The 23,014-nt window shown below is 63.5% G+C and carries 17 protein-coding genes; all 17 read left to right on the plus strand.

From position 1 onward, the window contains the following. A partial coding sequence (locus VMX79_12005) for an alpha-2-macroglobulin family protein (protein ID HUV87820.1) occupies window positions 1–4,789 on the plus strand: 4,789 nt, incomplete at its 5' end. 316 nt (window positions 4,790–5,105) lie between these two features. Next, complete coding sequence (locus VMX79_12010; GenBank protein HUV87821.1) at window positions 5,106–6,338, plus strand: TolC family protein; 1,233 nt, start codon at window positions 5,106–5,108, stop codon at window positions 6,336–6,338. Next, entirely contained in the window at window positions 6,338–7,528 is a 1,191-nt protein-coding gene (locus tag VMX79_12015; protein ID HUV87822.1) for an efflux RND transporter periplasmic adaptor subunit, read from the plus strand. The genes VMX79_12010 and VMX79_12015 overlap by 1 nt, the downstream gene beginning before the upstream one ends. Window positions 7,529–7,536: 8 nt before the next feature. Beyond that, window positions 7,537–8,184 (plus strand): ABC transporter ATP-binding protein, encoded by a 648-nt coding sequence (locus tag VMX79_12020; protein ID HUV87823.1) that lies wholly within the window; start codon window positions 7,537–7,539, stop codon window positions 8,182–8,184. Further along, complete coding sequence (locus VMX79_12025) at window positions 8,181–9,431, plus strand: ABC transporter permease (protein HUV87824.1); 1,251 nt, start codon at window positions 8,181–8,183, stop codon at window positions 9,429–9,431. The genes VMX79_12020 and VMX79_12025 overlap by 4 nt, the downstream gene beginning before the upstream one ends. Window positions 9,432–9,506: 75 nt before the next feature. Beyond that, window positions 9,507–9,962, plus strand: coding sequence for a zf-HC2 domain-containing protein (locus VMX79_12030; GenBank protein ID HUV87825.1), 456 nt, complete (start codon window positions 9,507–9,509; stop codon window positions 9,960–9,962). Next, window positions 9,959–10,477, plus strand: coding sequence for a Spy/CpxP family protein refolding chaperone (locus VMX79_12035; protein ID HUV87826.1), 519 nt, complete (start codon window positions 9,959–9,961; stop codon window positions 10,475–10,477). The genes VMX79_12030 and VMX79_12035 overlap by 4 nt, the downstream gene beginning before the upstream one ends. Beyond that, window positions 10,474–10,932 carry a Spy/CpxP family protein refolding chaperone gene (locus VMX79_12040; GenBank protein HUV87827.1) on the plus strand — a complete coding sequence of 153 codons (459 nt, stop codon included), beginning with the start codon at window positions 10,474–10,476 and terminating at the stop codon, window positions 10,930–10,932. The genes VMX79_12035 and VMX79_12040 overlap by 4 nt, the downstream gene beginning before the upstream one ends. A gap of 104 nt (window positions 10,933–11,036) precedes the next feature. Further along, complete coding sequence (locus VMX79_12045; protein HUV87828.1) at window positions 11,037–11,609, plus strand: RNA polymerase sigma factor; 573 nt, start codon at window positions 11,037–11,039, stop codon at window positions 11,607–11,609. Between the two features lie 371 nt (window positions 11,610–11,980). Continuing rightward, the gene (mscL, locus tag VMX79_12050; GenBank protein HUV87829.1) at window positions 11,981–12,436 is read left to right on the plus strand and encodes a large conductance mechanosensitive channel protein MscL; all 456 of its coding nucleotides are present in this window, start codon (window positions 11,981–11,983) and stop codon (window positions 12,434–12,436) included. A 241-nt stretch (window positions 12,437–12,677) separates the two neighbouring features. Further along, window positions 12,678–14,756 carry a DUF5916 domain-containing protein gene (locus tag VMX79_12055; GenBank protein HUV87830.1) on the plus strand — a complete coding sequence of 693 codons (2,079 nt, stop codon included), beginning with the start codon at window positions 12,678–12,680 and terminating at the stop codon, window positions 14,754–14,756. 260 nt (window positions 14,757–15,016) lie between these two features. Beyond that, complete coding sequence (locus VMX79_12060) at window positions 15,017–16,351, plus strand: glycosyltransferase family 87 protein (GenBank protein ID HUV87831.1); 1,335 nt, start codon at window positions 15,017–15,019, stop codon at window positions 16,349–16,351. 414 nt (window positions 16,352–16,765) lie between these two features. Then, entirely contained in the window at window positions 16,766–17,968 is a 1,203-nt protein-coding gene (locus VMX79_12065; protein ID HUV87832.1) for a multiheme c-type cytochrome, read from the plus strand. A 38-nt stretch (window positions 17,969–18,006) separates the two neighbouring features. Then, window positions 18,007–19,329 (plus strand): hypothetical protein, encoded by a 1,323-nt coding sequence (locus VMX79_12070; GenBank protein HUV87833.1) that lies wholly within the window; start codon window positions 18,007–18,009, stop codon window positions 19,327–19,329. Between the two features lie 37 nt (window positions 19,330–19,366). Further along, a complete protein-coding gene (locus VMX79_12075; protein HUV87834.1) occupies window positions 19,367–20,026 on the plus strand; it encodes a hypothetical protein in 660 nt (219 codons plus the stop codon). Window positions 20,027–20,185: 159 nt separating this feature from the next. After that, window positions 20,186–20,617, plus strand: a complete 432-nt coding sequence (locus tag VMX79_12080) for a multiheme c-type cytochrome (GenBank protein ID HUV87835.1) — start codon at window positions 20,186–20,188, stop codon at window positions 20,615–20,617. 336 nt (window positions 20,618–20,953) lie between these two features. Beyond that, on the plus strand, window positions 20,954–23,014 hold a 2,061-nt coding region (locus tag VMX79_12085; GenBank protein ID HUV87836.1), incomplete at its 3' end, for a cytochrome b/b6 domain-containing protein.

A 23,014-nucleotide genomic window follows, 5' to 3' on the forward strand; every position in this document is an offset into this window, starting at 1 on the left:
TGCGCCGGCGCTCGCGATAACCGACGTAAAGGCCGACGCCGCCGGCACGCCGGCCGTCGCCGTTACGGTGGGGTGCCGCGGTATTCCGGAGTTGGAGGTATCGCTGTACGAAATAGACCCGGCCCGTTACCCCGCTTTCTATGACGAGTTCGCCAACGCCGAGCTCGACGCCGGTGCCTTGCCGGGCGTAAAGCGCGAAGTCGAGACCCGCACGGTGCCGGGTTCGCCGCCGGGAAGTCTTTACCGCGTCGACGAAGTGACCGCCGATTGGGACGAGCTCCCCGCGGGCCTTTACCTGGTCGAAGGCCGGGGCGGCGGCGAGCGTTCCCGCGCCGTTTTTCTCCTTAACGGCGCCGCCGTCATTTCGGCGAGCGACGGCTCTCAACTTTACCTCGGCGCCGTGGACGCCGAGACCGGGGAACCGGTCCCCATCGACGGCGTCGACGCTTGGTTGGTCCGTTACGCCGACGAGCGGTTCCGCAAAATAGCGTCCCTCGAGCCGGTCCGCCTCGCCGCCAAGTCCGGAGCTGACGGCCTGTTCGTCGACCTCTCGCCGCTGCCTTATAGTAGCTCCGTATACCTTGTCGTGCACACTTCGCTGGGGCTCTCGGTCTACGCCTGCGGCACGCGCACCGGTAGGTGTCTGCCTCGCCAAATAACGGGCGAAATTATCACCGACCGACCGCTTTATAAGCCCGGCGATACGGTGCGGTATAAAGTTATTTTTCGCGAGGTCGACTTCGGGAATAAAACCATGGCCGCCGTTCCGGGATTGGAATTCGAGCTGGCTCTGTATCCGGAATATTGGGGGACCGGCGAGCCCTTATGGTCGACAACGGGCGTTACCGACGAGTACGGGACGTTTGCCGGGGAACTCGAGCTCCCCGCCGGCACGAAGCTCGGCAACCCGACGCTGCAGGCCAAGGTGACGGTAGAGGGTAACGATTATTACGCTTCGGGCTGGTTTTACTTATCCGAGTTCGAGAAGCCGGAATATGAATTAAAGTTAAAGCCGCTTAGGGATGATTACCTTTCGGGCGAGACGGTGGAGATAGAGGTGGGGGCTGCGTACTATTTCGGCGAGCCTATGGCCGGCGGCGTCGTGACGTACGACGTTAAATGCTCTACCTTCCGCGACGCGCGCACCGAAGAGGAGGTCATGTTGGTGGAGGGGGGCAAAGCGCGGTTAGACGAAGACGGCCGCGGCATAATCTCCTTTAAAACGCCGGGCGCGGCCGAACGCGACAATTCCCTCGAAATTAAAGTTAAGGCGGGGGACGAGACGGCCCATCTCGTTGAAGGTTCGGTCGGCGTATCGACGTACGCCGGCGACCGCCGCGTCCGAATTTCCGGGGAGGGTTACGAGTGCTTACGCGGCGAAAGGGCGGTACTCCTCATCGACGTTCAGGACCTCGACGGCGAATCCGTCGGCGGCGAAGTGAAGCTCGAGGCGTACGAGGAGATCCGTCCTTTCGCCGGAGACCCGAGACGGGGCGAGCTGCTGGCCGAGGCCGTAGTGCACGTACCGGCGGGTGAAGAGTTGCGTTACGAGCTCGAGCTGGACGACCCGCCTAACGAAGTCGTCGTCATAGGCCGAACCATCGGTACGAATGGCGGCGAACACGAGCAAGATATCCGTTTCGGTTTCGTCGACGAGCGCAAAAGGTCCTACGAGAGGCGGGACGTTACGGTTGAGGCCGGCGCCGAGCGCGCGGCAGTAGGCGACGACGTGGAAATTAAAATTAAATCTCTCGTGGAAGCTTCTTCCTGCCTCGCAGCCGTTTACGCCGACGAGGGTTCCCTGTCTGTACGCCGCGTCCCTTTGGTGCCGGGCGAGGAGGGATATACCGGTTCGTTCGCGTTAAAAATCGTACCCGATTACGAACCCCGCGTTACGGTACACGTCGTCGTCGCCGCCGGCGGGAAGTCGTGTTACGAAAATTGGTGTGGCGATACGGTAGAGGTCGAAAACCCTTCGGCTACGATTACGGTCGACGTGGCCGTTGATGGAACGTCGTACCGCCCGGGGGAAGAAGTCAACTTGCGGCTTAGCTGCCGCGCCGTGGACGGCTCGCCCGCGCCGGCGGACATATCGGTGGCCGCCGTGGACGAGGCGCTGTTGGCGTTGGCCGCGGACCAAACGAAGGACGTCCCGGCGGAATTTCGGCAAAAGCTATCGCGGCCGGCGAAGTGTAGGATTAACGATTCTTTCGGAAATCGGGGAGAGCTTGCCAAGGTCGTGTTTTCTTTCCCATATTACGAGTGGCCTTACGGCGCCACCGGTAGCGACTTCTTGCCCATTGACGTCGAGCGGTGGGGCCCGTCCGCCCGTTTGATAGAAAGGGTTTTCCTAAAAGAAATGTACAGTCCTTCTGTCGAATTATACTTGGACTTGGGGATGCAGGCCGAAGCCGCGGGCGAGGAGGGTTACGGCGAGGGGCTTGTTAAGGTCGGCGGCCGTCCCGAATTACCCGAACGCCTCCAGGGGCGGAACTTCGTTTTGCCGTACGCCGGTTACGGCCCCCGTCATCCCGAGCCGGGCGTGGCCGACCTGGGCGGCGAACCGTACGATTTGGTGGAGTCGGGCATAGGCGGCGGCGGGGGCGGAGGGGGCGGCTCTATGGAGGTCCGGCGGGACTTCGCCGATACGGCGTTCTGGGCGCCTAACGTAAAAACGAGCGGAGACGGTGACGCTTCCGTATCGTTCACCCTCCCCGATAACGTTACGACGTGGCGGGTGATGGCGCTCGCGATGGACAGGGGCCGGCGTTTCGGTTGGGCGTCGGATACGTTCGAAGTTAAAAAAGACGTCATCGCGCGCCTGAAGGCGCCGCGGTATTTCGTGGCCGGCGACGTGGCGCGGCTCACGGCGATAGGGCACAATTATCTCGCGGAGCCGCAGGAGCTGACGTTGGCCTTGGAGGAGGAGGGCTTGACGCACGTCGGCGGGGAAGCGACGGCGACGCGGACCGTGGAAACCGGCGGCAGGGAGGCGATGTACCATTGGGTGGAGGCTTCGCCCGTAAGCGAGGCCCGGGTGGTGACGTCCGCGTTTTGCGAGGCCGGGAGTGACGCCGCCGAATACAAGTTCCCCATATACCCTCGCGGCAGTAAGGTCCGGCAGGCGTACGCCGGTCGCCTCGGCGACGACGTGGCGCACACGATGACGGTGGCCGAGGGCGCCGTGCCGTCCTCGTTCGCGGGGGAGCTTATCCTGGCGCCGTCGCTGGCGGCAACGCTGAGCCACGGCCTGGGTTTCTACCGCGATTACCCGTACGATTGCGTTGAGCAGACGTTGAATCGATTCCGCGTGAACGCCGAGCTCGCCGCGGCCGCGGCCGACCTCGGTTTGGAGGAAACGACCTTAACGGAGGGGTTGTCGGACGCTGTGGCCGGCGGCGTTCGCAAGCTCCGCGAGACGCAAACGTCGAGCAGCCGCCTTTATTCCGGGGAGGAAAGGTCGGATAAAAGGTACGGTGGCGGGTGGCCGTGGTCGGCGGGTGGGCCGGAGTCGCCGTACGTGACCGCGTACATTTTGGATGGATTGCACAGCCTTCGGGAAAACCCGTTCGTCCCGGCGGCGACGGCCGACGACCTCGAGCGCTTATATTACAATTCCCGGGAATACGTCGAGCAGTATTTTAAAGATTGGCGTGTCGACCCGTCGTTCCAACCGGAGGCCGTTTCGCTGTACATCGCCGACGTCGCGTTGCGGACGGGCGCCGTCCCGCCGGACGACTTCACGGTCCGCAAGGTCGCGGATTACTACTTCGAGGCGCGGCCCGCGCAGGAGCCTATGGCGCTGGCGCTGCTGGCCTCGGTGCTCCACCAGATGGGCGACGACGAACGGCTGGCGGTCGTGATGCGCAACCTGGACAACGGCGCCCTGGTCGGCCCGGACGATACGGTATTTTGGGGCAAAGCTCCCGCGGAGACGTGGCGCTGGTGGGACGACGCCGTCGAGACGACGGCCAAAGTGCTGGAGGTAAAGCTGGCGTATCAACCGGACGACCCGAACATCCCCAGGATGGTGGATTGGCTCGTCGACCGGCGGCGCGGCGCGGCCTGGAAGTCCACCAAGGATTCCGCGGCGGCGGCGCTGGCGCTGATGAAGTATATCAAGGCCAACCCGGAACTGGCCGCGCCGATCGTCGCGTCGTACAAGTTCGGGACACGTGAGGGCGGCGTCGAGCTCGAGCCTGCGGCGTACGAAGCTCCGGCGGAGGCCGTGACGTTCGCGTGGGAGGACGTCGCCGTCGGCGACAACGACCTCGCAATTACGCGTACGTCCGGCGAGGGGCCGGCGTTCTATACGGCCGCGCTCGAGTACTACGTCGAGGCCGACGCCATCCCCGCCGTCGAGGGCTCCGTCACGCTCGAGCGTGAGTACTACGCCATCGAGCGCGAGTTTAAAAAGGGTAAAGTGAAAGAGAAGAAAAGGCCGCTCGACGGGCCGGTGAAGCTCGGCGAGGATATAGAAGTCGTACTCGAGATCAACTCGCCGTACGACTTCGACTACGTCGTGTTGGAAGACCCGAAGCCGGCCGGGTTCATCTACCTGGAGGATAAGTCCGGTTACAATTGGACCGCCGGGGCGTACGTCGAGCTGTGGAACAGGCAACGCGGCGCCCTGTTCGAACGGTTGCCGCGGGGCGAGACGGTGATGCGGTACCGCCTCCGCGCCGAGGTGCCCGGAACGTACACCGCGCTGCCGGCGCGGGTGTACGGCATGTATTCGCCCGACATCGGCTCGAGCACGGCCTCGGCGGTGGTGGAGGTGGGGGAGTAATTATTTCGCGCGTGAGATGTAGTAAGTACGGCGCCCGATTCTTGGGCGCCTTATTTTATGACTACGCTAACGGGAGCGTTTTTCGCGGTTTTCCCGCCCGGGCGTGGGTTTTTACGTTTGCGGTTGCCTAAAAAGGTACAGAGGATATCCGCACAAAGGAAGAAAGGTTATCATAAGGTTAGCGGTAATCGTTGCGGCCCGGGCGCCGGCGCAGGCCGCGGCCTTCGAAATAGGCCGCAAGTTTTTATACGCGCCGCGGTCTAAAAGGGTAGTATTAACTATACGCTAAAGGAGAACCGATATAAAAATCCTGACGATATTCGTTGCCGGCCTTGTTCCGGCCTGCGCCGCGGCGTCCACGCTTTCGCTTGAGGAAGCGCTCGCGACGGCGCTGCAACATAGTTTGAAAGTGGAGCTGGCCGGCGTCGAGCGGTCGCAGGGCAAGCAGGCGCTGGCCGAGGGCGTGATGTCGGCGTTCCCCGATTTGAGCGCGTCGTATTCGACGAGCGGGACCTCCGTCGCCGAGGTGGGAGATACGTGGCGCTTCGGCTTCTCGCTGACGCAGCCGGTCGTCGACGCCACCGTCGTCTTCGAAGTGATGCGCGGCTTCCGGGAGAACGACTACTACCGGGCGACGTCGGCGCGGACCGTCGGCGAGCTGATCCTGGCCGTCCAGAGCGGTTACTATAATTTGGCGCAAGGCCAGGCGTTGGCTGCGAGCGCCGAGGGGCAGCACCGGCGCGCCGCCGGGAACCTGAAGATCGTGGCGAGGCGCTACGAGTTGGGAGAGGCCAACCTGGCCGATAAGTTGCGGGCCGAGGCGGACCTTCTCACCAAGGAGACGGAGCTGCTTTCCGCGCGCAACGGCGTGGAGGAGAACCAGCGGTCGTTTTCCGACCTCATCGGCCTCGACCGCTGGGAGGCTATCGCGGCGGAGGAGTTGCCGCTCCCCGAGGAGCCGTACGAGCTTCCCACTACGGTTATCTCCGCCGCCGTCCTCGAAAAAAACCCCGACCTCGCGGTGCTCAGGATGCAGGTGAAGGCGTCGGACGTGGCGTATTGGAGCGCGTGGGGAGACCTGCTCCCGGCGCTGTCGTTCTCTTATAGTCGGGGTTCGACCTTCGGGGGGTCCATATTCCCCGGCGAGGAGGGCGCCGACACGCGCTACGGCGTGGTCGTGAGTCTTCCCCTCGTCGACGTCGCGGACCGCGTGCTCGGCGTCACCGGCGCCCGGCTGGACCGGAAGCAATCCCGCCTCGAGTTGGCCCAGGCCCGGCTCGATTCCCGCGAGCGGCTGGCGAGCTTATTGGCCACGCAGGAGTTGTCCCACAAGGAATGGGAGTCCGCCTCCAAGACGGTGGAGCTTTCGAAAGAGGTCTACCGCCTTAACGTCCGGAGCTACGAGTTGGGCGCCGTCTCTTTCGACGACCTCTTGCAAGTGGAGGCGGAGCTGGGCCAGGCCGAGCGGGCGCTGATCGAAGCCACGGCCGGCTACTGGTCAAGCCGCGCCGAGTTAAATTACCTTCTGGGAACGTCGGTGGAGGAATAATGGACAAGAGGCGACGCAATAAAATAATAAGAAACCTCATCATCGCGGTCGTCCTGGTAGTGGCCCTGGTCGTGATTTTGAAAATTGCGTGCCGGCCGCCGGCGCCGCCCGATATCGAGGCGAGGGAACTCCGTCCGGGCAATATCGTGTCCACCGTGTCCGCGGACGGGGAGCTGCGGGCGCTCGACCAGGTCGACATTTCGGCCGAGGTCGTGGCGAAAGTCGAGAAGGTGTACGTGGAAGAGGGCGACGAGGTCGAGAAGGGGCAACTCCTGTGCGTGCTCGACGCCGACGCGTACCGTTCGCAACGGGACCTCTACCGCTCCCAGCTCGAGCAGGCGAAAGCCGACTACGAACGCGGAAAAGCGCTTTTCGAGGAGAGCCTCATATCCGAGGCCGATTTCGAGGGGCGGCGCACGACGTACGAAGTCGCCCAGGCCCGGCTCGAGCAGAGCGAGGACGACTTGGCCAAGACCCGCATCTACACTCCCATCTCCGGGCGCGTCGTCCGGGTGGAGGTGGAGGAGGGCGAGACCGTCGTTATGGGGACGATGAACAACGCCGGAACGGTTATGTTTACGGTGGGCGACCTCTCCGCGATGCAGGCCGAGATATACGTGGACGAGACCGACGTCGCGAACGTCGCGATAGGCCAGCCGGCCGTGGTGACCCTCGACGCCATGCCGGACGTCGAATTCGAAGCGGTGGTTAGTGCCATCGGTTATATGCCCGCCACCGCCACCGACGCCGTCTCGAGTGAAGTTACCGAGTTCGAAGTCGTACTGGACTTGGGCGATGCCGATGCGCGTCTGCGGCCGGGGATGACGGCGTCGGCCGAGATAACCACGGCCGTCCGGGAGAACGTCGTCACTTCCCCCTTGCAGGCCCTGGGAAAAAACGACGTCGACGGGAAGATGCGGGATACGGTTTTCGTCCTGGACGGCGGCCGGGTCAAGTTGACGCCGGTAAAAATAGGCATTTCCGACGGGACGAATACGGAGATCACCGAAGGGCTGGAATACGGCCAGGTAGTCATTACGGGTCCCTACAAAGAACTCCGCAAGCTGCGCGACGGCGACATCGTGGAATCGGTCGTTATTGAAGGAGATAAAGAATGGTCGGACGAGACGGCGGAAGGCCCCGGAATTTCGGCGCGGGGACTGATGCACGCGATACCGCACCGCAGGTAATTAGAACCGTGGGCGTCTCCAAGGTTTACGACGCCGGGCCGATAGCCGTTCAGGCGCTCGCGGAAATTGACCTCGAGATCTCGGAAGGGGATTACGTGGCCATCATGGGCCCTTCCGGCTCGGGCAAGTCCACGCTTATGCACATCCTCGGGTGCCTCGATGCGCCGACGGCGGGTTCCTACTTCCTCAAAGGTCGCGAGGTCTCCGGGTTCGACAATAACCAACTGGCCCGCGTGCGCAGTCGCGACGTCGGCTTCGTCTTCCAGCGATTCAACCTCCTCCCCCGGCTCACCGCGGCCCAGAACGTGGAGCTGCCCCTCTTGTACGGCAAGGTCCCGGGGGACCGGCGCGAAGAAATCGTGGCCGACATGCTGGCCAAAGTGGGTTTGACGGACCGGGGGCAACACAGACCCAACGAGCTCTCCGGCGGCGAGGTCCAGCGGGTGGCGGTCGCCCGGGCGCTGGCCAACGACCCCGCCATGATCCTCGCGGACGAGCCGAGCGGCAACCTCGATTCCAAGAGCGAGGACGAGTTAATGGCGCTGTTGGACGACCTCAACGACGCGGGCAGGACCCTTATCGTTGTGACTCACGAGGACAGCGTCGCCCGTCACGCGAAGCGGGTAGTTACGTTGCGAGACGGGAGGGTGGTATGAACTTCTTCTCGTTGCTGCGGCTCTCCGTGAATTCCCTGCGCCACCACAAGTCGCGCTCGGTCCTTACGGCGCTGGGGATAATTATCGGCGTGACCACCGTTATCGCGATCCTCTCGTTGCTGGAGGGACTCAACCGGACCATCGACCAGGAGTTCTCCGCGTTGGGAACGAACACGATCTACGTTCAGAAAATGGAGTTCAATATCGGCTCGGGGCGCCCCCGGGATTTCGAAGAGATAGCTAAAAGGGCCGAGCTCACGATGGAGGACGCCGAAGCTATCGGCCGGCTCCCCACGGTCCGGGCCGCGGTGCCGACCATTGAAAACGACGTGGGGACGCTCACGCGCGGGACGTACGAGGCCGACGATTGCGGCCTCGTCGGCATCGCCGAGGGCGGCGACCTCACCGGAAATTGGGTGGTGTTGGACGGGCGTTTCATAACGCCGGACGACCGCCAACGCCGGAATATGGTATGCGTTATCGGCTCGTACGTCGCCGAAAATTTATTCGGGGACGGTGAGAAACCGGTGGGTCAAACCCTCGACGTGGACGGCCACCGTTACCGCGTCGTCGGCGTATTGGAAGAGAAAGGCGCCTCGTTCGGGAGGCCCCAGGACAACAAGGTCTTTATCCCGATATCCACTTCGCTCAAGTACTATCCCATCCCGGAGGGGCGCAGGGCCATATTCCACGGGTTGGAGATCGAGGTCTTGCCGAACGAGGGCGTCCCGGTCGAAACCGCCCTCGAGGACGTCGAAGAGGTGCTCCGCCTCCGGCGCGGCCTCCGTTATTATGAAGACAACGACTTCGGCCTCAATACCCAGGAATCCATGCTCTCGTCGTTGAACACCATCACGTCGATATTGTGGATGGTGATGGTGGGGGTGGCGTCGATATCGCTCGTCGTCGGCGGCATCGGCATTATGAACATCATGCTGGTATCCGTGGCCGAGCGGACCCGGGAAATAGGCATCCGCAAAGCGGTGGGCGCCCGCGACCGCGACGTACTAATCCAGTTCCTGCTCGAGTCGATCACGCTATCCGCTTTCGGCGGCGTCATCGGAATCGTCCTGGGCCTCGGCGTCGCGGGCCTGGTCACGGCCTTATCGTCGCTGGACGCCGCGGTCGTCTGGTGGACCATCGCGTTGGGCTTCGGGTTCTCGGCGACGGTGGGGATCCTGTTCGGCATATACCCCGCCCGGAAAGCCTCCCGCCTCAACCCCATCGAGGCGATAAGGTACGAGTAGGGCACGTTACCGGCGGCCGAGGCGCCGCGCAAGTTTTTTGCCGTGCCGGCGTCTAAATAGTCGAAGGGGAACGAAATGACCTGCATAGAAGAAAAAAAGCTCTCGGCCTACCTGGACGGCGAACTGCCGCCCGAGGATAGCGCGGCGCTTGAGGAACACCTTACGCGCTGCGCGGCCTGCCGGGAAGAGCTGTCCCGTCTCGAGTTCGTGTCGGAAGCCCTCGAGTTACTGGAAGGCGCGGAGCCGGACCCGTACTTCGCGCCCCGCCTCAAGCGGCTCGCCGTGGCCGAGCGAGGTAGGGGTTGGGCGAGGCGGGTACTCGTGCCCGCGGCGGCGGCCGCCGCGGCCGCGTTATCGCTGGTCCTGGGCGGCTTTCTGGGGAGGGCGTTGTACGCGGAGCCGAACGGCGCCTCGTTGGCGGCCAACGGCGAGCTCGTCGAGTACCTCGGCGTCGCGCCGGTGGAGGATTTCCCCGACGGCTCGTTGGGCGAGGCGTGGGGAGAGGTTTTGGTGGAAGGAGACAACGGATGAGACAGAAAATCCTGATAATCGCGCTCGTCGTATCCGTCGCCCTGAACGTCGGCGCGCTGGTGACGTTCGCGTACCGGTGCGCTACGACGCCGAAGCCGCCCGAACCGCCGGGCCGGCTGGCCCAGGAGCTGGGTTTGACCGACGAACAACGGGAGATGATGCGCGAGCAACGCGAGAAGTCATGTCGGGAGATGGAACCGCTCCGGCGAGAGATGGACCGTAAGAGAGGCGAAGTGTTGGCGCTGCTGAAAAAGCCGGAGGTCGACGTCGCGCGGCGTGACCAGCTCTTCGCCGAGATCGCGGACCTACAGATGAGGATGGAGCTTTTGACCTTCGAGAATATGTGCGAGACGAAGAGCATGCTCCGCCCCGAGCAGCAGGAGCGCTTCATCGCCCACGTCGAAGAACGCTTCCAGCACCAACACGAACACTTCAAGCGGGGGCCGGCTCACGGTCCCGGCGGCCACAAGTTCGAACCCAGGATGATGCGAGAAAGGAGCGGTGAAGGACGATGACGAAAAACAGGTTACCCGTCGTAGTCGGCCTGATGGTAGTCTTGGCGGCCGCGGCGGGCGCACGGCACGCGGGTTTCGGCCCGGAAGGCGCTCCGGGTCCCAAGGGCGCGTTTATACAGGACCTGAGCGACGAGCAGCGGACCGCCATCCGCGAGATAACCCTCAAACACCGGAAAGAGATGATCCCGCTGCGTGCCGAGATGGAGACCAGGAACCTCGAGCTGCAGGAACTGGTCGGGGCGGACGCCGACAAAGACGCGATATTCGCCAAGCTCGACGAGATCGGCGCGCTGCGCACCGAGATGATGAAGAAGCGGATGGCGATGCAGCTCGAGATCCGCGCGCAGCTGACCGACGAGCAGAAAGAAATGTTTGACCAGAAGCATATGATGATGGGGCATATGGGCGCCGGCGGCGGACGCGGCCCCGGCCCCGGCGGCGGGCCCTTCGAGTAAAGGCCGCGACGCCGGCGGTTAAGGGGGCGACTCCTGCGGGAGTTGCCCCTCTGCGTAAATCCGACCCGAATGCTGTTATAATATAGACGCGTTTAGGTGATAACTTGGCGACTCGAGCTAAAGCCGGTTTCGACCCCGACGGGGAATTGGCGGCCGCGACCGCCGCGGGCGACGCGGATGCCTTCGAGCAACTCGTCCGGAAGTACGAGCGGCCGGTTTTGAGCACGATCTACCGGTACGTCGGCGACCGCGCCGCGGCCGAGGATGTCGCCCAGGAGGCGTTCCTGAAGGTATGGCGCCGCGCCAAGTCGTTCAAGGGGCGGTCGTCGTTTTCCACCTGGCTCTACCGCGTCGTCGTGAACCAGTGCCTGAACTTCCGCCGGAAGCGCGCCCGGGCGAAGAACGTGCCGCTGGACGAGGCCATCGCCGCCGACGGCCCGGGTTTGGACGAGCGGTTGGACGAAGCGAGAAGGGCCGCGGCGGTACGGGCCGCGGTCGACGAGCTGCCGCCCCGGCAGCGTATGGCGTTGATACTTTCCAAGTTCGAGGGGCGGTCGTACCGGGAGATCGCCGAGATAATGCGGACGTCGACGTCGTCGCTCGAGTCGCTACTCTTCCGGGCGAAACGCAATTTGAAGAAAAAACTACTTCCGCTGAAAGAACGGTGGCGCGGCTAAAGCCGTCTTTCGAAGGCCGTATTCCCGAAAAATTTCGCGGAATTGAGGCGCCCGGTTTTCCGGGCGGTTTTTTTATCCGCGTTGCGCCGGCGTGCTTCCGGCGGGGTAATCATCCGGGCGGCGGTTTTACCCGTAGCGGGACGCGGAATAGATTCCGCTATTGACAAAAGCGCGGAAATCCCGGATTATTACGCGGCCGGTAGGCTACGCGAGAAAGGGCCCCATCGGCTTACGCGTTGGGGCGGGTTGGCCCCCGGCGGGAAAAGGGGGGTAAAAGGATTCGCCCTTTCGTCTCGTCGGCGGGGGAATAATACGCGGGCGGCCGTCGTTTGCGCCGACGGCTCCGCTTTTACCGGAAAGGGGAGATCGCTATGTTGAAAGAGTTCAAAGAATTCGCGATGCGCGGCAACGTCGTAGATATGGCCGTGGGTATAATTATCGGCGCGGCCTTCGGCGCCATCGTTCAGTCGCTGGTGGCCGACGTCGTCATGCCGCCCATCGGGTTATTACTCGGCAACGTGGATTTCGCGGACTTCTTCTTCGTCTTGAAAGGGGGTACGCCGGCCGGGCCGTATGCTTCGTTGGCCCAGGCCAGGGCGGCGGGCGCGGTCTCGCTGAACTACGGCCTATTTATTACGGCCATCATAAATTTTGTTATTATCGCCTTCGCGGTATTCCTCCTTATCCGGGGGATTAACAGGCTCAAGCGGAAAGAGGAAACCCCCGCGGCGGAACCGGATACGAAAGAATGCTCGTACTGCCTGTCGAAGGTCCCGGTCAAGGCCACGAAGTGCGCTTATTGTACGTCGGAGTTGCCCGCAGGGTAGGGGACATCGCGGCTCCGCGACCGACGCGGACGGCCGGCGAGGCAAAGAAATAGTTGTGCTTCAGGGGAGATATTAGTAATATGTGTCTCCGTAGCCAAGCCGCCCCCGGGGCGGCTTCGGCTTAGACGTAATCCGACGTAACTCCGGCGCCTTATCCACCGTATATAATAATGTGGGAACGGCTCAGGCCGTTTCGCGGGTTCGCACGGTGCGTACGATGCGACGCTTTTTTATATCGTTAATGTTATTCGTTCCGGCGAACGTTTTCGCGGAAGAGTGGGTGGTGCGGGCGGCCCGCGTCGAGACGCCCCCCGTCGTAGACGGCGTATGGGAAGACGTCTGGTACCAGGGCACGCCGGCCGCCGGCTTCCGCCAGTTCCGGCCCGACTTCGGCGAGGCCGCCGACGCCGACGCCGAGGTTTATATCCTCTACGACGATTATGCCCTCTACGTTGGTTGGATCTGCCGCGAGCCGGACGTACAGCACCTCGTCGCCGCCGCCGGCGTGCACGACATGTTCCTCAACTACGACGACTGCGTCGACCTCATGATCGATACCAACAACGACTGCGATACGTGTTACGACTTCATGGTCAACTACCGCGGCGTTAAATACGAGGGCACGGGTTTCTACGACGGCACGGATTGGAGCTCCAGTTGGGACGGTTATTGGGAAGCGCGGACGTCGGTGGGCGAGGACGCCTGGTACGCCGAGATGGCGATACCGTGGTCGTCCATCCGCTACGACCGCAACGCCCCGTCGTTCGGCGTTCAGTTCACGCGCTACCGCATCCACAACTACGAGAACACCTTCTGGTCGGGGGACGACAACCACGTAAGCCGGGTATCGGCTTTCGGCCGCGTGGAGGGTTTCGAGGACTTGCCGCGGCCGCGGGCCTTCAAGTTCACGCCCTACGCCACCGCCCGCGCCGAGGAACGTAACGACACGCCGGGCCTTGCCCTCGAGGCCACCGACGGCTGGGAGTTCACGCCGCGGGCGGGCTTCGACTTCCAGTACCGGGCCGGCTCCGCGGCCTCGGCCCTCGTTACCGTTTTACCCGACTACGCGTACGTCGAGGCCGACCCGGCGCAGATCAACCTCGAGCCTACCGAGGTTTGGCTTACGGAGAAGCGCCCCTTCTTCGCCGAGAATACGGAGCTCTTCGCCACCGGGTTCCATATGTTATATACGCGTCGTTTGACGGAGATCGCGGGCGGGGCCAAGGTGGTCGGCCGCGCGGGGCGTTTCAGCTACGGCGCGTTGGACGCGGCGCTCAAGAACGACGACCCCCGGTACCCGCGCGACAACTTCTACGCCGTCCGCGCCCGGGCCGACGTAGCGGGCGGTTCCAACGTCGGCGTGATGGGCGTAGGCCGGCGCGAGCTGGGCGACGTGGCGGGCGAGGGGCCGTACGTCGGCGGCGACCTCGCGCGCTACAACAACGTCGCCGCGGTGGACGGCCGCCTCGCGCTGCCGGCCGGCTTCAACGTCCAAGCCGACGTCGCCAAGTCGCGAACCGCGGGCGAAGGCGGCGACGGCTACGTATACGGCGCGTACGTGACACACCCGGGTTCCACGCAATATTTCTACACGTGGTGGCGCGAGTTCGACGACGAATTCCGCGACGACGTCGGGTTCGTGCAGCCGGAGACGCTGGGAACCAGGGAGGCCGGCGTCAACGGCCAGAAGGAATTCCAAATAAACCGCGGCGGCTTGAGGGCGTTCGTAACCGCGGGGCGCTACGAGCACGACTGGAACCTCGCGGGGGAGACGGTGCGGAATTTAGTCGTGCCGGAGGTTCGCCTGGTCGGCACCAATAAGTTATCGCTCAGCGTATCCTCGTACGGCGGCCGCGACCTCCGCTTCGTACGCCTGGGGTACTCGGCGTTCCGGGTACGGACGGCGGGCGTCACGCTGAGCCACGGGGCTACGTCGTGGGGGAGCGCCACCGTCAGTTATTGGCAGGGGGATTATTACGGCGAATACTACCACGACTACAGCGGTGAGGTGACGCTCATCCCGACGCCGCCGCTGGTCCTGCGGGGCGACGTCGAGGTGGCGGCGCCGCGCGGCGGCGACCGCTCCGTTGCCGGCAACGTCAACGCGACGTACATCTTCTCGGAAAACCTCTACGCCCGGCTGCTGGTCCGGGCCGACTCCGCGGCCCGCGCCGGCCTGGCGAGCGCGTTGTGGGGTTGGACCTTCCGACCCGGCAGCACGGCCTACCTCGCGTACGAGCAGCGCCGCGACGCCACGGGCCACTTCCTACTCGCCGAGCAAGTGCTCTTCCTTAAGGTCTCGTACATGTTCGACTTCTAGCCGGCGACGGCGCCCGCCCCACGGTTAAACCAGCGGCCCCGGGTTTCTATTTTAGTGTGTACCCGGCGCCGCGAAGCGGAAGTCAACGCGCTTCACCTCCCCTTTAACCCGTTACCGAAATTTGAAGCAAAATGGGTCGCCGGCCGAGGCGGCGAACGCCGCGTCGTCGACGGCCGCCGGCCGTCATATATTTATTTACGGAGGCGACGGCGTATATTATATTTCGGGTGGTCGTTCGCCGCGAAGGGTAGGAATCTACGGTGCACGAAGTCCAAGATAAGAGGAGAGCCCGGGTGTTGAAGAGGCTGGCCGCGTCGCTGGCTGGTTTAATTTTGCTGGCCGTATTTATCGCCGGGTCGATTAACGCCGTGGCCAAGAGCCGCTACGCCGACTTCAATTGGTATTATTACGCGGGCGATTACGTGCTCTCGGCGAAGAACATATACCATTACGTCTTGGACGGTTACATGTACCCGCCTTTTTTCGCGGTCTTCATGATTCCCTTATCGGCCATCCCGCGTACGTGGGCGGCGGCGGTTTGGTACGCGGGCAACTTGTTTTCGCTTTTAGTATTGTTCGCGACGTGCGGTTACCTCGTCGAAGGTTCCGCCGGCGGCGTGTGGTCGTGGGTTAAGGGCAAGTGGCGGGCTTTTAGGGCGGGGGAATGGGACCTCGTCGTCGTCGCGACTTTCGCGATAACGGCCGGCTTTTGGGCCCTCAATTTGCAACTGGGGCAGATCAATATCTACTTGTGGGCTTTAACCATGCTCGCGGTCTATTGCGACGCGCGGGATAGGCCGGCGCGGGCCGGGATTCTGATGGGCGTCGTATGCACTATAAAATTCTCGCCCGCCCTCCTTCTCGTTTATTTTATATTCCGGAAGCGCTTCTCGGTCGTCGCGTACGCGGCGTTGACGATGGTCGTGTTGTTCGCGGTGCCCGCGGTCGTTACGGGTTGGCATCGTAACGCGGAGTTATTGGTTTCCTGGTACCAGCGGGTGGTTCGGCCGGCCCTAAAAGAAAACTTCATCTACGGCGTGGAAGCGAACCAATCCCTCGGCGCTTTTATTTTTTCCTATTGTAAGTCGTTCGGTTGGTGCGACCCGGCGCGGGAAGTGGGGGTCAAGGCGGTAAAGCCGTTTATCAACGCCGTAACCCTCGGCGCGTTCGCGATTATTTTTTTGTTGCAATACGTGCGGCGTCGAGCCGTCAAGTTATTCCGCCCCGTGCCCGGGCCCTCGTTGGCGGACAACCTGAACCTGTCTTTAATAATAATGTGTTCGGTGATGCTATCACCGTTCGCGTGGGACGCCCATTACGTGGCTGCCGTCATGCCTTTTATGACGTCGGTATACGCGGTAAAGCATATGCGGCGCGGCGGTTTCAAAACGGTGTGTATGGTGCTATTAGTTTTGTCGGCGTTTTGTGGCATTATTACGAATAACGCGTGGGGGCCGGAGGTGGCCGCCTGGACGTACCATCTCAAAGGCGTCGCGTTATCCGGGACGTTCTTGTGTCTCGCGCTGGTGCTGATGTTGGCGAAGTACGCCGTCGTCGAGGGCCCGGGGGGTCGGGGCGGAGTCCCGCGTAGGTAAGCGTACGGGGTCGTCCCGGGGCGGCCGGCCGCCGTCGGCGAACCCGACCGACGGGGGCCGCGGCCGCTGTCCGGTTTTTGTCAATATTGTGGGCCCGGGTTGGGTTAAAAAAGGAAGTGTGAACTTAAAAGCTTATCGGTTTTAACCGGGGCGGACGCTAAGGGCGTACGTGTAAGCGACGGGAAGGGACGGTTCGCGAAGGGAAAGCGCCGAAGGCTTTAAACGTAAATCCCGCTTGACAAACGGCGGCGCGTATGTTAGACGAGGGAGCAGCCGGGGGGAGTTTTCGTTCCGGGAATTCTTGACTAATTTGGTAACGCTCGTATCTAGGCAACGTGGGGACAGACGTAATAAGGCGAATACGCCGAACGCGCGGCGGGCGACGAATGCGCTATTACGAAGGAGCGTAGCGTTATGAAAAAGTTTTGGCTTCCCGCGTTATTGTTTGCCGCCGTGCTCGCGTTGGTGTTAAACTGCGGCGAAACTACCACCGGCCCCGGCGAGGCGGCCGGGTATTTTTTAGGCGCAGAGGCCTGTCGCCAGTGCCATTCCACGGCGTATAAAGACGCAATAAAGACCGCCCATTTCAACACCTTCGTCGACGACCCCGAGAACCCGTACGATTTCGTTTCCATCTGGAAAGCAGACGGCCGGCCCGAATACTGCTTGCAGTGCCACACCACCGGTTGGGACCCGGGCAAGGGCAACCACGGCGCCGACGAGGTCGAGTACCGCAAGGGCCTTTTGGGCGTTCAATGCGAAGCCTGCCACGGCCCGGGCTCGGAGCACGTCAAGGGCGGCGGCGACGCCGCGAAGATAACGCTCTCCTACGACGCCGGCGTGTGCGGCGCGTGCCACACCGGCGACCACAACCCGACGTACGGCGAGTGGGAGGAATCGGAACACGCCGACGCGCTCAACGGCCTGAAGAGTAGCTCGCACCCCCAGGATAATTGCCTGGAGTGCCATTCCGCCGATTACTGGTACGACCGCACGGTAACCTTGGCCTCGGCGCAGTACGGCATAACGTGCGCTACGTGCCACTTCGCGCACGGCTCCAACTTCGAGCACCAGCTCCGCGAAGAGGGCGAGAGGCTCTGCTCGTTGTGCCACACCGACGAGGGCGCGCGGCCCCCCAGCGCCCCTCACCACACTCAGGACGAAATGTTGGCGGGCATCGGCGGCTACGAGTGGCCGCAGGGCGGCCCGTATCTGAACTCGGACCATACGTACGTCGTGGAGGAACGCTGCAAGAAGTGCCACATGTACGCCAAGCCGTTCGAGGAAGGTAAGCCCGCGATAAAAGGCCATACCTGGAAGCCGAGAATAGAGCCGTGTCGGGAGTGCCACCCGGGCGCCAATAGCTTCAACATCGGCGGCGCCCAGAGGCGCATCGAGAGGTTGCTGGAGGAGCTGGAGGCCAAGCTCGAGCGGCAGCGGAATAAACAAGCGCAGGATTATATATACGCCAAGTTCGACTACGACTTCGTCGAAAACGACGGCAGCTACGGCGTCCACAACTACAAGTACGCCCGGCAGCTCCTCGAAGATTCGATCGAATTTTACGAGCCGAGCGGCGACGACGAACGGCCTTACGGCGTAGCGAGAGGCCGCTAAGCGTGGGGGACGCGGCTTAGAGCGAAGCGGAGGTTGCTATGAGAGGCAAGCGGCTGGCCTTGGCGGCGTGGGCGGCGGTTATGGCGGGGGCGGCGACGCCGGCCAGCGCTTTTCACTACGCCGGGTACCTCGGCACGACGGTTTACGGTTACAGCACGGTGGACGAGCCGGCCGAAATCGTCGCCGATACGTACGTTCCGCTGCGGTTCCGCGTCGACCACGATACCGCGGGCGGCAACGTCGCCTTAGTTGCCTCGAGCCGTCTGTATTCGCCCGTGGGGGGGGAAGGCGACACCAACGGCCGGGTGTACTACGGCTACTTCCGTTGGCGGCCGCCGCCGGATTGGCTCGAGCTGAGCGTCGGGCGGCAATACGTCGCCGCCGGCGTTACCGCGGCCACGCTGGACGGCGCCCGCGTCGCGATGAAACGCGGCAAGAAGTGGCGCGCCGAGCTGTACGGCGGCTCGACGGTGGTTCCCGATTACGGGCCCTTGCGCCGGTTCTCGCGGCCTTCGTTCGACGGCGAACCGTACGACCCGGCCGACCGCGGCTACTGGCTCGACTACTACACCTACGGCGCCCACGGCGGCGTGAACGTCAAAGAGTTTTGGCGGGGGATGCCCTTCCCGATTTGGGTGGGTATGAGCGGCGCCGTATCCAAGAAGGAAGGTCACCGGAGCGATACCACGGCGGGGCTCGAGGCGGTCGAGGACTTGCGGCCTAACCTGAAAACGAGCCAGGAAGTTAATTACGACGTGATAGGCCGCCGCGTAGACTACCAATACTACTCGGCACGGTATAGGCCGTGGAGGCCGCTACGCACGTACGTGGACTACCGGTGGCAAGAGCCGCGGTTCGATTACACGTCGATATTCTCCGTATTCGCCCGGGAGGGCCGGCACCGGGGGCGCGTGGGCGGCAAGTACACGTTCTCCGAAATAGTCCAACCCTTCGCCGACTACTCGCTTAGCTCGCGGGGCGGCAACCTGGGCCACTTCGGCCGGGTGGGGTTGGACCAGAACTTCGAGTACGTCTTCCTGCACTACGGCGCGCTTTACGGCGTCGGCAACCGCGACTTGTCCGGCGGCGACGAGGTGGGCGCGTTTGCCGCGGCGGAGTTCCCCAAGCCTATACCCTCCCTCGAGCGGTTGAGCGCCGGGGCCGCGGTGGATTATTTGCGGTATAAGGGGTATGACGCGCCGGCGCCGGCCAGGGAGGACGTTCTGCTGGCGGACGTGCACGGCCGCGTGAAGATATGGCGGACGTTGGAGGCCACGCTCGGGACGGAAGCTCTCACCAACCCCGACCGCAAATATGAAATCCGCGCCTACGTGGAGGCGAGCGCGTCGGTTTCGCGGTAACGCTCGAGTTCGGCGAGAGGCCCAAGGGAGAAGCGGTATGGCGGCGAGTAGACGGAGATTACGGCGGGCGGCCGCGGCTTTGGCCGGGGCGGGCGTGGTTCTTTTGGCCGGGTACGCACTGTGGCCCGCCGACGGCGCGCCGGCCGCCGCCCTGGCGAAGCCGGCGACCCACGACGCCGCGTGGACCACCGCACACGCGGCTTTCGCCCGGGCCGACGTCCAGAGTTGTTACCTGTGCCACGAACGATCGTATTGCGACGCGTGCCACGCCTCCGACAGTCCCAAAGAGGCTTACCACAAGACGAACTACGTATACACCCACTACCTGGACAAGTTTATCGACGACCGCGAGTGCGCGAGCTGCCACGATAACCAGGACTTCTGCGTCGCCTGCCACGAGGACCGTCGCGGCGCTTCCGGCGGCAGGCCCGCGAGCCACGCCCAGCCCGGGTGGACGACCGTGGGCCACGCCGAAGTCGTGGCGTACGAGCTCGACGCCTGCGCCTCCTGCCACGACCCGCTGGGGGCGGAGCCGGTGTGCATGCGATGCCACCGCAGCGGCATCAACCCCCACGGCGAGGATACCGTGACGCGGATGGGGAAAGGGCCGTGGCACGAAGACCGGGGTTACGTATGTTACCGGTGCCACGGCGCCGGCGCCGTTTTCTGCTCGAAGTGCCACGAACGGCGGGAGTAACCGTCCCCACAGGTACCGGTGTAGAAGGCGTTATTCGGGATAGGGCCGTATCGCGTAAAAAATATTAATCGATAGGGAAGGCCGCGCCGTTTATTCGATGCTTGAGCGGCGCGCTTTTATTTATTATCATCGCGGTGCAAGCGACGGCGAAGGAGGAGTATGGCGAGACGCGCCTTATTGACCGCAATCGCGGTCGCGGTTCTGGGTATCCCTCTGGTCGGCTCTTCGCAGAACGCCGGCGAGTACGTGGGGCTCGAGACGTGCGCGGGGTGCCACGACGACGTCGCCGCCTCGTTCGGCGAGACGACACACGCCGGCAGCCTCGAGGTATTGGCGGCGGCCGGCTCCGACGGCGACCCGGAGTGCCTGGCGTGCCACGTGACCGGCTTGGAGGACTCGACGTACGTCGACGGCGCCGTGACGTGCGAGGCGTGCCACGGCCCGGGCGGCGAACACGTCGCGACCGGCGACGCGGCGGCGATCAAGGCCGAGGTGGGCGAGGCCGATTGCACCGCGTGCCATACAGAGGACTGGTCGCCCGACTTCGACTACGAGAAGTATCGGTCCGCCGGGATTCACGGCGTAGATTAGCGGCGGCGGGCCGGGGGCTTCGAACGGGCCGGCCGTAGGTGCGGGCCGGGGGGGTCTCCGGGGCGCGGACGCTTGCGACCCAAGGGCGTTAGGCGGGCGTTTATGGCGGGCGTACTCGGCGATTTCCGGAACGTCGTTAAGAAGCATCGGAGCGCTTTGACGTGGACGGCTGTAGCGGCCGTCCTATTTTTTATCGCATCCGCGGCCGTCTTCGCCCGCGTTTCCGGGCGCTGCTTTTCCGCCCGAGTTATTATATAATGTAGCCGTATCACGACTCGGCGGCGGAATCCCCGCTTGGGGGCGGCAACAACGCGTAGAGGGGGAACAGTTTCGGATATGCGAGCCGCGAGGGGTATACTGTTTTGTACGGCGGTTACGGCGTCGTTGGCCTCGAGCGTCGGCGCGGTTGACCTCAGCAAGTGCGATATGTGCCACAAGGCCGGCGGGCCCGCGCCGGTTGCGCCCGGGGGTTTGTACGCTTCCGCGCACGCCGGCCAGAGTTGTCTGAGCTGCCACGTCGGCGCGTCTAAGCCGCACAAGGGCGGCCCGGCGACGCGCTCTTGCGGCGCTTGCCACGCCGAGGCGAAGGAAGCGCTGGCCGCCGGCGCCCACGGCACGGGCGCCAAGGGTGCCCCTACTTGTTACACTTGCCACGGCGCCGGCCACCGCGTAACTTCTCTAACTGCGGAACACCTGCAGCCGACGTACGGGCCGCGGATCTGCGCCCGGTGCCACGCCAAGGAGACCGAAGTTTACTTGAAAAGCGCGCACGCCGCGGCGGCGAAGGAGGGTACGGCCAACGCGCCGAGCTGCGACTTCTGCCACGGCAAGGCGCACACCACCGAGCCGGTGGCGACGGACCACCAGCTTTCGGCCGCGCACCAGCCCGTTTTTTGCGGCGGCTGCCACCGCGGCAAGAAGGCGACGCCCGCCTCGCCCTTTTCCATCCCCGACCCCCGCGCGGCCTTGCTCGGAAGCGTGCACGGCGAGATTAACGCCGAGACCGGCTCCTACAACGCCAACTGCAGCGATTGCCACTACCTGCACGACGAGCAGCCGGCCTGGCACTACGCCTCGTCGACCCACTTCATGAACGTCGCCGACACCTGCGGCCGGTGTCACGAGCGGGAGCATGGGTTGTACGCCATAAGCGTACACGGCCTGGCGGCGGCGGCCGGCGTACGCGACGCGCCGACGTGCCCCAATTGCCACGGCGACCACGGCGTCGTAGCGTTGGCCGCGTCGGGGTCCGGAGAGGAAGCTACGCGTATCGTCGCGACCTGCTCGAGCTGTCACTACTCGCTCGCCCTCAACGCCAAATTCAACCTTCCTAACGACCGCGTCGAGACGTTCGAGCGAAGCTATCACGGCCTCGTCTCCAAGGGTGGAAAAAAGACCGCCGCCGATTGCGGGAGTTGCCACCGGGTTCACGACGTCTTGCCGTCGTCGGACCCGCGCTCGAGCGTCGCGCCGGCGAACCTCGAGAAGACGTGCGGCCAATGCCACCGAAGGGCGACGGAACGGTTCGTAGGTACGGACGTCCACCGTGCGCTCGATAGGCCGCGGCGGTCCCCCGGCGATTACGTGGCCCTCGTGTACATCGTCCTGATCGCGGTCATAATCGGCGGTATGCTGGGTCATAACGTCGTCGACTACGTCGCGAAGATAAAAGCCATCCGGCGGGCCCAGCTCGCGCGCTCCCGGGTCGTCGTCAGGCTCAGGCGCATCGAGCGCGTCCAACACATCGTCCTGATATCGAGCTTCGCGTTGCTCGCCTACACCGGCTTTTCTATTAAGTACCCCTCCGCATTCCTGTTCTCCTGGCTCGTGAAACTCGAGGGGCCGTACTCAATACGCGTAACGCTGCATAAGGTTCTCGCCGTAGTCCTAATCGCGGCGTCCCTGTACCATCTGGGTTATATGTTGCTGACGCGTAACGGCCGCGCCCGCCTCAAGGCCGTATGGCCGCGCCTCTCGGACGTGCGCCAGGGCGTGTTGACGGTGTTGCACGCTTTGGGCCTGGTCAAAAAACGACCCGAGTTCGGCGAGTTCAATTACGCCGAGAAGGCCGAGTACTGGGCGCTGGTGTGGGGCACGGCTATGATGGCCCTGACGGGCCTATATATGTGGCTCGAGCCGTACATCCAACATTTCTTCCCGTACTGGCTCTACGAAGTCTTGCGGGCGATACATTTCTACGAGGCTATCCTGGCTGTGACGGCCATCATCGTGTGGCACTTCTACTTCGTCATCTTCGACCCGTCGGTATATCCGATGAACTTCGCCTGGCTCGACGGCAAGGTGCCCGAGAAAGTGCTGCTGAGCGAGCGGTTGCGATACTTGAAAAAGCTTCGGGGTAAGGAGCCCGAAGCGGAAGCCGAACCCGAAAAGAAAGAC

This window comes from bacterium (assembly GCA_035529855.1).
In the GTDB taxonomy this organism is placed as follows: Bacteria; RBG-13-66-14; B26-G2; order WVWN01; family WVWN01; genus WVWN01.